Origin of the sequence: Pelosinus sp. UFO1 (assembly GCF_000725345.1) — a bacterium.
Classification (GTDB): domain Bacteria; phylum Bacillota; class Negativicutes; order DSM-13327; family DSM-13327; genus Pelosinus.
In genome coordinates this window covers 2,419,955-2,433,691 of the sequence record NZ_CP008852.1, presented here as the reverse complement: position 1 = coordinate 2,433,691, position 13,737 = coordinate 2,419,955, and the positions used below count along the sequence as shown (strand labels likewise).

At 38.6% G+C, this 13,737-nt stretch carries 14 protein-coding genes; 9 read left to right on the top strand and 5 right to left on the bottom strand.

Annotated features, from left to right (window positions below; translation table 11 throughout):
• Nucleotides 1–40: 40 nt before the first annotated feature.
• The 3 genes from UFO1_RS11375 (at nt 41) to UFO1_RS11370 (ending at nt 1,003) form a co-directional block, all read left to right on the top strand.
• Nucleotides 41–292, top strand: coding sequence for a GlsB/YeaQ/YmgE family stress response membrane protein (locus tag UFO1_RS11375; RefSeq protein WP_051788903.1), 252 nt, complete (start codon nt 41–43; stop codon nt 290–292).
• Between the two features lie 142 nt (nt 293–434).
• Complete coding sequence (locus UFO1_RS25190; protein ID WP_158442795.1) at nt 435–599, top strand: hypothetical protein; 165 nt, start codon at nt 435–437, stop codon at nt 597–599.
• Between the two features lie 143 nt (nt 600–742).
• Nucleotides 743–1,003, top strand: a complete 261-nt coding sequence (locus tag UFO1_RS11370) for a GlsB/YeaQ/YmgE family stress response membrane protein (RefSeq protein WP_038675119.1) — start codon at nt 743–745, stop codon at nt 1,001–1,003.
• A gap of 706 nt (nt 1,004–1,709) precedes the next feature.
• Here the strand turns inward: UFO1_RS11370 and UFO1_RS11365 are convergent.
• Nucleotides 1,710–2,486 (bottom strand): DUF6544 family protein, encoded by a 777-nt coding sequence (locus UFO1_RS11365; RefSeq protein WP_051788902.1) that lies wholly within the window; start codon nt 2,484–2,486, stop codon nt 1,710–1,712.
• Nucleotides 2,487–2,812: 326 nt separating this feature from the next.
• Here UFO1_RS11365 and UFO1_RS25355 point away from each other — a divergent pair, with 326 nt between their 5' ends.
• Nucleotides 2,813–2,998 carry a hypothetical protein gene (locus UFO1_RS25355; protein ID WP_162472643.1) on the top strand — a complete coding sequence of 62 codons (186 nt, stop codon included), beginning with the start codon at nt 2,813–2,815 and terminating at the stop codon, nt 2,996–2,998.
• Nucleotides 2,999–3,405: 407 nt separating this feature from the next.
• Nucleotides 3,406–4,545: an L-dopachrome tautomerase-related protein gene (locus UFO1_RS11360; protein WP_201771063.1), complete on the top strand. Its 1,140-nt coding sequence runs from the start codon at nt 3,406–3,408 to the stop codon at nt 4,543–4,545.
• A 483-nt stretch (nt 4,546–5,028) separates the two neighbouring features.
• Here UFO1_RS11360 and UFO1_RS11355 read toward each other — a convergent pair whose 3' ends face one another.
• The 4 genes from UFO1_RS11355 to UFO1_RS11340 form a co-directional block, all read right to left on the bottom strand.
• Complete coding sequence (locus tag UFO1_RS11355; RefSeq protein WP_038670891.1) at nt 5,029–5,991, bottom strand: acyl-CoA dehydratase activase; 963 nt, start codon at nt 5,989–5,991, stop codon at nt 5,029–5,031.
• A gap of 91 nt (nt 5,992–6,082) precedes the next feature.
• Nucleotides 6,083–7,159, bottom strand: a complete 1,077-nt coding sequence (locus tag UFO1_RS11350) for a hypothetical protein (RefSeq protein ID WP_038670889.1) — start codon at nt 7,157–7,159, stop codon at nt 6,083–6,085.
• Nucleotides 7,150–8,061 (bottom strand): acyl-CoA dehydratase activase-related protein, encoded by a 912-nt coding sequence (locus UFO1_RS11345; RefSeq protein ID WP_038670887.1) that lies wholly within the window; start codon nt 8,059–8,061, stop codon nt 7,150–7,152. Before UFO1_RS11345 ends, UFO1_RS11350 begins: the two co-directional genes overlap by 10 nt.
• Before the next feature lie 69 nt (nt 8,062–8,130).
• Nucleotides 8,131–8,340 (bottom strand): DUF1657 domain-containing protein, encoded by a 210-nt coding sequence (locus tag UFO1_RS11340; protein WP_038670885.1) that lies wholly within the window; start codon nt 8,338–8,340, stop codon nt 8,131–8,133.
• 600 nt (nt 8,341–8,940) lie between these two features.
• Between UFO1_RS11340 and UFO1_RS11330 the strand changes: the two genes are divergently transcribed.
• The 4 genes from UFO1_RS11330 to UFO1_RS11320 all read left to right on the top strand — a co-directional run bounded on the left by UFO1_RS11330 (nt 8,941) and on the right by UFO1_RS11320 (nt 13,709).
• Nucleotides 8,941–9,471, top strand: a complete 531-nt coding sequence (locus UFO1_RS11330; RefSeq protein ID WP_038670881.1) for a 3D domain-containing protein — start codon at nt 8,941–8,943, stop codon at nt 9,469–9,471.
• 373 nt (nt 9,472–9,844) lie between these two features.
• Nucleotides 9,845–10,606 (top strand): metal-dependent hydrolase, encoded by a 762-nt coding sequence (locus UFO1_RS11325; protein WP_236639387.1) that lies wholly within the window; start codon nt 9,845–9,847, stop codon nt 10,604–10,606.
• Between the two features lie 332 nt (nt 10,607–10,938).
• Nucleotides 10,939–11,100: a hypothetical protein gene (locus UFO1_RS25185; protein ID WP_158442794.1), complete on the top strand. Its 162-nt coding sequence runs from the start codon at nt 10,939–10,941 to the stop codon at nt 11,098–11,100.
• A gap of 1,097 nt (nt 11,101–12,197) precedes the next feature.
• Nucleotides 12,198–13,709 carry a YifB family Mg chelatase-like AAA ATPase gene (locus UFO1_RS11320; protein WP_038670879.1) on the top strand — a complete coding sequence of 504 codons (1,512 nt, stop codon included), beginning with the start codon at nt 12,198–12,200 and terminating at the stop codon, nt 13,707–13,709.
• Nucleotides 13,710–13,737: the final 28 nt, after the last annotated feature.

Sequence of the window (13,737 nt, the reverse complement as noted above, 5' to 3'; positions counted from 1 at the left end):
ACCTCAACGATAATATTTTAGTTCGGAAGGAATGATTTTAATGTCGAATACATATTGTGAACCAGCAGATAAAGAAAGTAATACGAAGATTCGGCGGGCGGCTGGCATGATTTCTCGCAACGATAGTTTCGGTGGTATATGGGGAGACTTAGGGGCGGCTGTTATAGGTTCTTTTATTGGCGGATTTTTATTTAATGTTACGGATATCTTTGTGTATGGCACAATAGAATCGATACTTTCAAGTACTATGGGAGCTATTATACTTCTATGGGCCATACGTATGTTTCGTTAAGCAGAGCTAGTCATAAGAAAGAATGAAATGGCTCATATAACTGAATAAAAGTCGTCTACCGAATTGGTGGACGCTTTCTTGCTGTCATCAAATTGTCATATTTTTCCTGTATTATAATTCTGAAAGAAGGAGGGGATAATACATGAGCTATGTCAATAGTGACGGTTCAGACGGTCGCTCCAGTGATGGTTACGAACGTGACAATATAAAAGAAAATGAATGGCGTAGTCATCCGATTGTAATTTTTGCTGGAATACTAGTATTGTACACTGCTAGTAGTTCGATTATTACATTATTTCATTTATAGGTGGCACTCGTAAGTTTTCATCAAAATACGATGATTTTATTTTTAATGAGAAATGACTAAACAGTCACATTCTCATTGTATAAAATGGTAAATATATGGAGAGCATACAAGCATCACTCATGAAAGGATGATACTTGATGCAAATGCTTTGGTTATTATTAATCGGATTAATCTCTGGTTGGTTGGCAGGCTTGATTTCACGCGGTAGAGGTTTTGGTATTTGGGGTGACTTAGTAACTGGCGTTCTTGGTTCTTTTATTGGTGGATATTTATTTAACCTCATAGGTATGCCCGTATATGGTACGATAGGATCGATAATTTCAAGTACTATAGGAGCCATTATCTTTCTATGGATTCTAAGGATGTTTTCTAACGTAGCACCTGCCGCACATAAGAAAGAATGAATTTTCCATCTTCATTTACCTTTAATTAGGTGAGTGGATATAAAGATGCACCGTCTTACCTTAATTGGTAGGGCGGTGCTTTTTTATTTGATTTTAGTGCCAATTATATCTATAAAATTAAATACCAGAAAATATCCTTAACATATGTTAAATTGCTTTTTAACATAAAAATAACAAAAACGATACAATTATTTCACAAATTTAATGTATGATAAACCTAACGACAATTCATGGAGATGAAATAATTCTCCTTTTGGATTCTCCCCATGTCTTTCTCAGTTAAAAGAACCAGCGAATTAATTTGCTGGTTCTTTTAGCGTCACCTTTGCTACTTGGATTCCTATTGGTAGAATCTGTTTGTTCCATATTACTTGATTTTTACTAATCTTGACTTTATAACGATAACGAACGTGTGTTCGCTTTAAGAGGTGGAATTATGAGTAACTATAAGGTATTTGTAGAAGTTGTCGCAAAACACGATATTATTATTCTAAAAAAATATCATTAGTACATATGTTCGGTAAAATGATTAAAGAAAAAGACGGATGTACCGCCTTATATATAATATCATTCTAAAAGCTTAAGGGGAATCCGCTTAAGTTTAAATATTTATATCAGTATTGCAATTTTCTTGCGAATAGGCTAGGACATTTAGAGATGTTGATTAATTAAGTTTAGTATTTAAAACCATCTGATGTTTTCTAAGTTAATTGATTCTTGTATTATTATGCACAATATTTGTTAAAGTACCATTAAAATACTCGAAATCTCCAGTAGGTAGGTTCCAAATTGCTTTTAAATCCGATGGTATTGCTATACCATTTTTTTCAACATAATTACATACTTCAGCCGTCCATTTGGTTTTTTTTAATGTGCCGCCACCAGTGTCCATATATCGATCTTCTGTTTCAAACTTTGTGTATTCACCCTTATCATTAAAGGTAAGTATACCCTCTACTTTAACGCCCTTGTATTCATAGATTGCTTTGACATGATTTTGGTCTATATACTGCCATAGGATATTTTGCTGTAGAGCACAAGTAGGGACAAACAAAGATTCAGCTAAGTAATTTATAGCTTGGGATGCATTTGTTTCCGATCCCCTATTATCAAATATGGTTACTTTTTTTAGCAATTTGCCAAGCATTGTGCCTTTCCCATTCAGATATTCTTCTTTGGCCTCCATAGGAATTATGCCAAACATTTTTATATACATATAAGTGATTCTGCCTGGCTCAGAGGCAAAATTATATTGCTGGACTTCCATTTTTGTCCATGGTTTATCAAGGCGTATTTTAAAGTTAACGTCATCCCACAGAAATTTAACATTAGTCATTTTTTCTGTGCCGATGTAGCCACAATATCTAAAATATCGCTGTACTGGGCTAGGAAGATTAGAAATATCTTCTTCCGTAAATACCTCGTTATTCGCTTTACATTTATTTAGCTCAGTTTGCACATTAGATAAAAATATTTTTTTCATAGGTGCATCCTCCCCCGATATTAGACTTGCAGTGACACTGCAAAATTACAATGAATATAAAAATAGATATTAGTAATATTATTGTTCCTTAAATCAAGAGAAATTCCTTTAATTCCTTGCATATTCTGGTGACAGCATGCAACATGGCATGTTATGGAGTATTAAATAGTTAACCTGTTGGAGGTTTTGCTGCCTTAGGCTTGGATGTATTGTTAAACGAGGAAGAACGGGGTACAGCGTTACAGGTGATGTCCCTTCAAGAAGGAGGAGACGGTAGAATCGTCACCTTAGGGCGGTGTGAGTATTGGTGAAGGAGGGGTGTTTTTATGGCAGAGGATAAGAAAAAGCAAGAAATTCTTGCGACAAAAGATGGCTGGATTTTAGGTGATAAGAAGTACCCCAAAGAACAGCCACCGCCGGAAGTTGTGCAGGAATTGGCAAAAAGCGGTTCAGGGACTGCTGAAAAAAGATTTACATTAAATAATGGGACAAGGGATGTCTTTTCGCATTGATATTTTCTAAAAATGAATTTCGTCGCTTGACCCGATACGGAGAACGGTATCATTGGTAATGCGAAATAAATAGAACTCTTGTCAGATTTTTATTAATTTGGTAGAAGTTCTTTGGTTTTTTTAGGGAATAAAATAGCCTGTCCTTTCTAAAAGACATCTTGACAAGAAGAAATAATATAGTTTAAGATATAACAAATAATGGTTGACTAGATAACTAGAGACCAATTCCGTTTTGGGATTGGTCTCTAGTTGTTTTTTTCTGACCAGTAGGGAAAACAAAGGTTGCTGGCGAAGAGGAGGTGCATTTTTATTCGCAGTGTAATTGCTATAAGTGTTTTTGCTTTTGGAAGTTAAGTTAGGATACAGGAATCGTATGGACTAAATTTAGTAGGAGGAAATAAATCGATATGATAAGAATGACTAATATTATAATACTTGTATTAACAGTTTTTTTGACCACATTTTTTACGAGCGTCGATGCTGCTGAGTCGAACATTCAGCCTGTCCAATCGGAAATTGTTGCAAGACTTCCTTATTCCGTAGGTAACATTGCTTTCACGCCAGAAAATCAAATTATTTTTAGTCATCATCCGTTTTATGCTCCGAATATTCGAGTAGCTAGACTCACATCGCCAACGACGTTCGAAGCTTTTCCGAATGCCGAATGGAACACACCGCGGCAGGGCACTGATCATTATCTTGATAACGTACTTGGATTGAGGTCGGATGAGAATGGAGTTGTCTGGATGCTTGATATGGGGTTTCGCACCCATATTACCCCAAAATTGGTTGGATGGAACACACGGACTAACAAGCTTGAGCGAATATATTATATGCCAGAACCTGTGACACGACCAGGATCGCAACCACAAGACTTAGTTATCGATCAGAAAAATCGAAAGTTTTATATAGCAGATGAAGATATCGGTCCTGGTGGGGATGGTTCACAATCCGCCATCATCATTATCGACATGGACAGTGGATATGCACGAAGAGTTTTGGAAGGCGACCGCTCTACAATACCGGAGAATGTTCCACTTCATTTTGATGATAAAGATCTTACCTTCCCAGGCAAAGACGGAAATCCCGTCATTATCAAAGTTGGGTGTGACGGTATTACTATGGATTGGAAGGCAGAGTGGCTATATTATGGACCGTTGAGTGGGCAATCTTTATATCGGATTCGTGTAGATGAACTGAACAACGAAAAGCTTACGTCTGCAGAACTTAGCTCGAAAGTGGAGCGGTACTCTGATAAGCCCAATAATGGCGGGCTATCCATCGATAAATCAGGTAATATTTACTTGACTGCGTTGGAGAGCAAGTCTATTGGACTTATAACACCAGACCGTAAATACCATACGTTAATAAGTCATCCGGACATGGTGTGGCCTGATGGTATTTCATATTCCTTAGACGGTAATATGTATGTTTCAGCGTCCCAAGTCTCCGCAGCCGCTGTTTTCCACGATGGAAAGGCAGAAAATACAACACCATATCTGATTTTCCGCTTCAAGCCTCTATCACCAGGCTATATCTCCCGTTGATGCCCCTTGTTTGAACTCCAGCAGATTATTCTAGTTTTAAATTGCCGTTATAAGGAGAGTACGCGGTGTCAGGCTTTAGGTTTCAATACCCGTGCCAGGTTGTCTGTATCAATCATATTTTTACATATTGTTGAAAAATATGGTATTAAATCATGGAATAGCAAGGTATGTAAGATTAAATGAATTGCGGCTTCATTAGGTGTAAAGGTGCCGATGAGTTGTAGAGCATACGAAGAACTAAATCGTAAGATCCAAGACGCACGTCAGTAATAAATTACAAGTACAATGAAGCAAAGAGGTCAACGGATAAAAATCCGCTGACCTCACTTTTTTAGTATGCTAATTTTGCAGGCTTGTCTAAGCTAAAACGTAAAAAACTAATGAGTATATCCGTTAGCTTTAAAGAGCTCGTAATGATCTACGCTACAGCTAATACCGATCGTTCATGCAATCTTAATGCGGGCATAAATCAATGTTCTTATTTTATAATGGCATACTTTTGCTCCACTTACCACAACAGTCACCCCACATTGCTGTTATCTGATCATTCATTTTAAGTTCGATTACTTCACATATGTTAGGACAGCCATCACATGCAAAACTACGCGGTGTATAGGTAAAATCAACTATATCAAAACCATGAAAAACGGTTGCCTGCTCTAACTTCGCCATTTGCTCCTTAGCTAGGAGTGCCGCTCCAATAGCGCCCATAACATTATGGTAGGTCGGTACTATTACTGAACAATTTAATGCCTCTTCAAACGCCCGTTTCATACCTTTATTAGCAGCTACACCGCCTTGAAAGATAATAGGACCTTTGAGTTCTTTACCTTTACCTAAATTATTAAGAAAATTGCGTACTAACGCTTGACATAGGCCATTTAAAATATCTGGAATCTGATGCCCAGTTTGCTGTTTGTGAATCATATCCGACTCAGCGAATACTGCGCAGCGTCCTGCTACCCTTACTGATGCCGATGATTCAATAGCCCGTTCACCGAAAGCTTCTATAGGTATATTAAGCCTAGCAGCTTGCTGATCCAAAAATGAGCCTGTTCCTGCCGCGCACACGGTATTCATAGTAAAATCAGTAACTATCCCATTGCGAATAATAATCAATTTAGAATCTTGTCCACCAATTTCAATAACAGTCTGTACATCAGGAACAATATGTATTGCAGCTACGGCGTGGGCTGTAATTTCATTTTTGATGGAGTCAGCACCTACAACGATTCCTGCCAATTGTCTGCCGCTACCTGTAGTACCGACGCCTTCTATCGTCAATTCAGGGTTACGCTCTTTAATTTCTCGCAAACCGCTCTGTACCGCATCAATCGGCCGCCCCTGAGTACGTATATATAAATTGTCTATAATTTGATCTTGCATATTAAGTACTGCAATATTGGTACTCACAGAACCAACATCAAGCCCTAAAAAAGCCTGCATAACTAAATCCTCCTTAAAATGTCTTAGAGCGAATGCTCTAAGCTTGAGAAAAAATGATCTTTAACACTGTTTTTTGATCGATCATTATTTTTTATTTTTGCTTGCGTTTGAGGCAGTCGATAAATGCTTCCAGACGAGTTATTATTCCAACATCGCTCGCATGTTCATCAATACTTAACGCTAGCATAGGGATGTTATAGTCTTTAGCAATATTTTTAAGTGCATATTGTGCTACTATTTCAGGCATGCAGCCAAATGGGTAAAGGTGAATGATGCCATCATAGTGATGACGCGTGCACCATAAGGCTGTACCGACGGATTTTAATCCATCGCCACCTACGTGATAGTTTAAATAAGGACGTGCTTGCTTCAGATGATCAGTTTCTTCATTATACAGTCCTAAAGTGCGTAATATTATTTGCGAATAGGCCCAATCGCCAGTGTAAACAAATTTTTTCACTTCAACACCTTGTTTAATAAGTAGATCTTCAATATTGTGATTTACATATGGTTCTAATAATAGATATAATTCACCAATTATTCCAACTTTTGCAGGTTGGTTTGCACCGCCAGTAGCAATAGCTTGCATCTGAGCAGTAATTTCGGCTTGTTTTTTGTTTATTTCTCGAAATGTATGGCATTGACCTAATTGACTTATCCCGCTCTGATAAATAGAAATTATGGTATCAGCGTTCTTAGCACGTGCTCCATAATAGTTTTTCGCATTGTTAAGGGCATCCAGGGCTTTTAATGTTTTAATAGCTATAGCAATATTTTCTACGATTGAAAAGCGGCTGGCATTTGGTGCTACTGTCCGTAAGAAACCATATAAGTTTATGAATAAGTTCTCTGAGGCGTTGATAGTGTGAAATTGCAGTGGTGTTTTTTCTGATAAGGATATTTTCTGCACAGAATTATAAAACCCCTGGCGGCATTTGCCTGCGCCACAAACTGTTACCAACGTGTCAGCTCCACGTTCAATACCTTCTAAGAAATTGCCCATATTAATTTTATATGGCAGGCAGACGCCTTCTGGGGAATGAAGTGAGCCTAATTCTATAGTCTTTTTGGTAATTGTCGGCGCTTCGATGACGCTAACCCCTAGGTTTGTCAGCATATTAGATACTGGGATATTCAAATAGCCCATGTGGGGGAATGTTACCTGCAAGATTCTAACCTCCGATCCATTAAATCCAAAAATGCTTCCAATCTAGTAATAATACCTGCATTACCTGTATGTTCATCAAGATTAAGAATTATATAAGGTTTACTACTGTTTTTCAAAATATGATGTTCGACATATTCGTTCAATAGTGAATCAGGACCACAGCCAAAACTTGATACCATAATAATGCCGCGTATATCAGGCTGACGGCTAAAAAAACGAACTGCCCCGTCAATTTTTGCTGATAGCTGCCAATAAATATCAGATTGAGAGACTACGGATTCCTGGTATAATATCTTACCTGGAATTTGCTCAGGAGTGATTATTTTAATATCACGCTCGGACAGGGTGGTTAAGATATTGTGGCAGAAAAATGCGTCATTTAATAAATAACTGTGACCGATAACTGCTATTTTAGAACCAGATGCAGGGCAGGCAAGGTCGCTTTTCCAGGATTTTTTAGCTTTTTGATAGGCCAGGTAACCTGATGTTTTAGATGCGCCTAGAGCCTGGCATGTGGTATAGAGGGCTTTGAGTTGGGTAACCAGAGATTTATTTTCAATATTTGGGGCAATAAGCTGATCGGAAGACATGTTAAAAGTGTTTCTTACAATATCAGGTAGGCCAGCAAATTTAGCACATAGAAAAAAACCAGGGTGATATCCTGCGATACGAGGGATAAAAATATGCGTGCATTTTGGTAACAATGATTCGACATGTCCAAGATATATTTTTAATGGCAGGCATGATTCATCAATCGCCAGCATTGTACCTCGATCTAGTATCTGCTGATTCGTTTCATTAGATACTGTTACTGGAACCCCTAAATTTTTAAAAAAAGCAGTCCATAAACTGCCAAACTCGTGATAGAGCATTGCGCGTGGGATGCCAACATGAACGTCCACCGTATCAATCCTTTATTTTAGAATATGGAGCATCGCGAATAAGGGGTAGTTATCACTACCCCTTATTCCTTATTGGTCTTCTTGATTATTTAACTGATTTTCTGCTGTAACATTAAGGCGGCTATTGAGCTGACTGATGTGGTGGTCCATATCTTGTGCCATTTGTGTAAACATTTGTTTAGCAGTTTGATCATCAGTGGATTGTCCAAAGGTAGCGTATGTACCTTTAGCGGATTCTGCAGCAGCAACAGCTTTTTGTAAATCTTTTTGTACAGTCATGAATATTGCCTCCTTAAGTAATTAGTGTGAAAATCATCCTTTATAGTATTGTGTGGCATATGCTATTTTTATAACTGGGAAGTTATAGAATTGATTAGTATCAATTAGTTTGTACAATATAAAAGAATGGAGTGGTAAAGTGAAGAAAATATTTTGTTTGTTAGTTACTTATATGGTTCTGGGAATTAGTTTGAATACTGTGAATATAGTTTTCGCAGCTAGTACAGATAACAATGAGATTATTGCGGAAAGTAAGACTATTCCATACCCTTCAGGTTATAATCTAACCAGTGAGGGCGCATCCTCGTATAATGGTGTAAGTAATATTAGAAATTCGCTCTATTACTCAACTTTGGATTTTTTCAATATGAAATCAATGTGAGACACAGCCCATCCATTAGTGGAACAGGGCTGTTTTTTATTTTACTTACATTTTTACATATTATTGCAAAATATAGTATTTTAGTTGTAGATGGTAAGGACAAACAGTTACCTTGATGGACTCTAATGGGAATGAGAAAATTTATCCATTGATACCGCTTCCACTTTACCGATATAATATAAGCTAAGCCTTAATATATCATTTGAAGGAGTGATAGGATGAGACTAAAATTGACTATCGGCACGATTATAATAACCTTAATGCTTGGCGTTGGCATCAACTACAAAACAATCATTGATCAAAAGCAAGCAGATGAAGCGCGAATAGCACAAATAACGTCTGAGGCCCAAGCGAATCTGCAAAAGGTTGAGGACATGCAAAAAGACATAGCAATTCTAAGGCGTGAGCTGGCGGTCCAGCGTGACGTCTACCCAACTAGCCGTGGTGGGCACCGGGTGGCTCGCTACATAGACGGCGCACAGGTGACTTGGTACAACGATATAGGTAAAACAGCATCAGGCACAACAGCTACCTCGGGCAGGACTGTAGCCGTTGACCCGGACGTAGTTCCACTAGGTTCAGAGGTTGAGATTGTTATGCCTGACGGCAGAGTGTTTCGGCGTATCGCAGAAGATACCGGGGGGGCGGTTAAAGGTAAAGTGTTTGACGTTCATATAGACGCTTCAGACGAAGAACTATATGAGCTAGGGCGTACTCATGGGGTGAGAGTATTTGTTCTTGATAGGTAGGGATGGACTTCGGCGAATACCAAAAGTCATAGAACAATCCCAGAAAAAATGAACTTAGAGTTCACGAGGATTATGACAGTGGTGCTATGTAATAGAACAAGTCTTAATATGAATTTAACATATGAATGAGTCAGCTGACGGTTGTCCGACTCGTTCACGTACAAGCAATCATTGCTCACAAAAAAGACACAGCCTATCCACTAATGGAGCGGTTGTGTCTTTTTTGTGTACTCATATTTTTACATATTGTTGCAAAATATGGATTTTTTCTCAAAGATTGGCAGGGAAAGAGGATTTTAAAGAGAAAGATATTTTATATATTAATCTAAGGCGTACAACTTGTTGACTAAAGGACAATAGGAGGGAAAACATATTGAGAAAATTTCTGGTTTATTTATCTTTTTTAATGCTGTTGTTGAGTAGCTCGCTGGCTGCAGCAGCAAGCGCAAATGACAACTCAGTTAACGAAAAAGTTACCCTGACCTACTATGGGCAATCGGCGTTTATGCTTTCTCACGGCAACACAAAGTTGATCTTCGATCCTTATCTGAGTAAGAGTCCGTGGAAGGCGGCCAATGCCGATGAAATTGAATGCCAGTACATCCTTGTTTCACATGGTCATCAGGACCATCTGGGGGATACCGTTCCAATTGCCAAGCGCACTGGTGCTAAGGTTATTACGTTTAACGCTCTTGCCGGACTGCTGAAAGAGCAAGGATGTGATGTGGCCCCTATGGATATCGGTGGTCAGCGGGCATTTGACTTCGGCTACGTCAAGTTAACACCGGCTGTTCATGGTTCTGGTGTCCCCGGAGGACTGGCCGCTGGGTTTATTGTTAACTTCTACGGGAAAACCATCTATTTTGCCGGTGATACCGCCTTATTCGGTGACATGGCCTTCATCGCCAAGGCTAAAGTCGATTATGCGTTGCTGCCAATAGGAGATAACTACACTATGGGAATAGCTGACGCGGCAGATGCGGTGGGACTGATCAAACCCAAGGCAGTAATTCCAATGCATTATAATACCAATCCTTTAATAAAAGCCTCGCCTGAGGAGTTTAAAAAGTTAGTGGAAAAACGCTACAGAATTCCGGTTCACGTAATGCAGCCGGGAGGGACACTTATTTTATGAGTAATGGGGCGGTTCCTTGACTCAGAGTTTCCCTAAAAAACTCGCCGTTTGACCCGATATGAAGAACCGTATCACTTGTAACGACGAAAAACTATAAGAAAGACACAGCCTATCCATTAGTGGAGTAGTGCTGTGTCTTCATTAGACTAGAAAGGTTCAGTAATGGATTTTAATACAACAAAGGGAGAAGAAAATACTACATGCTTTCAATCAATGACTCGATTAATAAAGATGACAATATACGTACACTTGTATTGGCATCGGTTATGTGTATCGATATGGTTATGAAAGAATAATTACAACTCAACAAGAAGACAATGGGGACGGTGGTATTGTCTTCTCTTCAAGATTTAGCCATATCACCAGCATTACAAGATAAGATGATTGCCGCAACACCTGTCCGGAAAATATATTCAATGAATACTGGGCACTCTTCATTTTTATCTGATCCTCAAGGATTGGCAACGATCTTAGTTGATATTGCGCAGCAATAGCCATTACACATACAAACAATAATTACTTAATAAAAGAGGCACAGCCTATCCATCAGTGGAGCAGAGCTGTGCTTTTTTGTGTACTCATATTTTTACATATTATTGCAGAATATGGATTTGTTTATAGACAGGCAGGGAAAAGGGCTTTAAAAGAGAAACGAAGTAACTAATAACGAGACGAATTTGAATTCACTATATTTTTGTTAATTCTAAAATTAAGTAAAGTGCTCAAATGCTAGTACTAAATGTGAATAGGAGTGGAATTAATGATAACGACAAGCAATTTAGGTATTAACAATTGAAGAATTTACTACTTAACCGTGTGTGGCAGTTGAGGAATCGTCAGCGTATATTTGGTTGGAGAGTTCACTGGAAAGGTAGCAAGAGATGGGTACCTCTCGGCAGCTACTGCTTCAGCCCTAACTGCAGCAGGGTAACGCTGGGGCGGCTGGAGTAGCAGCTACGGTGCGGCAGTAACTATTGTGGTTGGAGCTGGAGTCGCAATAGGTATTGGAGTAAAGAAACTTCGGGATGCAATTTTTCATAACAGCAACCAGTCTAATAGAAATTAATTGTATTGGAGTTAGCCACGTACGCGCCTCAGATTATGGAGTAGCCACTACAGTGACATCAGCAACAAATCTGCTATAATTAAAGTTTACTAATAGTGGGAGATTTTTATCTAGAATTTTATAGTTTAGCAAAGCTTTTTTCCTTTATTATCTTACTAGGCTCGAAGATTTATTTTCCGGTGCGTCTTTACCATAAAAGTCTTGGTCTACATTTATTCCAACACTGAGTATTATTGAAAATGAGAAGTAGCAGGATGTTGTTTTTTAGGGGTATATTGTATCTAGGTGTAATTGTGCATAAGGCTCAGGAGGAGATATTGGGGAACAGGTGGCTGCAGATTATTTACTTCGAGCTGGATATGATATACTAGAACGAAAATGTCGCGTAAAATTGACAAAGTAGATATCCCTAACCCAATACATTAAACGACCTAATTGATATGATGGTTGGTAAAATTTGTGATACAATTGATATTAACGATTTATTTCCAGATGGTAAGATGAATAACTTACGGAGGTAACTTTGTGTTTTCGCAAACATTTGGCTCAACCACTTTAGGTTTGAATGGAGTTCTTATTACAGTAGAAGTAGATATATCCAATGGACTGCCAGCATTAGATATTGTTGGTTTACCCGATACTGCTGTTAAAGAGTCGAAAGAACGTGTACGGGCAGCAATAAAAAATTCAGGTTTTGAATTTCCTTCCCGACGTATTACAATTAATTTAGCACCGGCTGATCTAAAAAAAGATAGCTCGGGACTAGATTTACCTATTGCCATTGGTATCCTAGCGGCCAGCGGACAAATTATTTCAAAACATTATCAGCAATATGTGTTTGTCAGTGAGTTATCCTTAGAAGGTAAGTTACGAGGTATCTCAGGGGTATTACCAATGGCGATTCATTGCTTTGAGCAAGGAGTCAATCAAATAGTTGTTGGCACTGATAATTCTCAAGAGGCCCTGCTGGTAGATAGGTTAATGGTATATTCCCCTACTAACTTAGCTCAATTAGTTAACCATTTAAATGGACAAGAGCTTCTGACACCCGAAAAGCAAAAACCTTTTACCGATTTGGGGAACAATAACTATGAGGATTTTGCTGATGTACAGGGGCAATTCGTTGCCAAAAGGGCCTTAGAAGTTGCAGCAGCGGGTGGACATAATTTATTAATGGTAGGACCACCAGGCTCTGGAAAGACTATGTTAGCTAGGCGCATTACCTCTATTTTACCTACCATGTCGCCCCAGGAAGCATTAGAAGTCACAAAAATATATAGCATTGCAGATTTACTACACAATCATACGGGATTGGTAACGACAAGACCATTTCGCAGTCCCCATCATACTATTTCTGCTGCTAGCATGGTAGGTGGTGGACGTATCCCTCGGCCCGGCGAAGTTACATTGAGCCATCATGGTGTGTTATTTTTAGATGAGTTAGCTGAATTTCCAAGAACCGTTTTAGAAGTATTACGCCAGCCCTTAGAAGATGGACAAGTTACAATTTCGAGAGTTAATGCTTCTTTTTCTTATCCAGCAAAGCTAATGCTTCTTACGGCAATGAATCCTTGTCCGTGTGGATTTTTGGGTGATAGTAGTAAGGGCTGCTCCTGTAGTATTGGTGATATTAATCGTTATCGCAAGAAGATCTCTGGTCCTTTACTTGATCGAATGGATATACATGTACATGTACCACGCTTAGAATACGCAGAAATGACAACGACTGTACCCACAGAATCCTCTGCTATTATCCGCCAACGGGTGATAGAAGCAAGAGCTATTCAGTATGCTCGTTTAAAAAAGTATAATTTATTTTGTAATGCCCAAATGAGTCATAAACATCTTAAGACTGCTTGTCACATGACGCCAGGAGCACAATTAATCCTTAAACAGGCTTTCGAAAAAATGAATTTAAGCGCACGAGGATATGATCGTATACTAAAAGTAGCTCGTACAATTGCAGATTTAGCAAAAACAGACGAAATAACAGATATGCACATTGCAGAAGCCATTCATTTTCGTAATAATATATAGGATTTTTCGTAAGATGAAAGTGAACGAT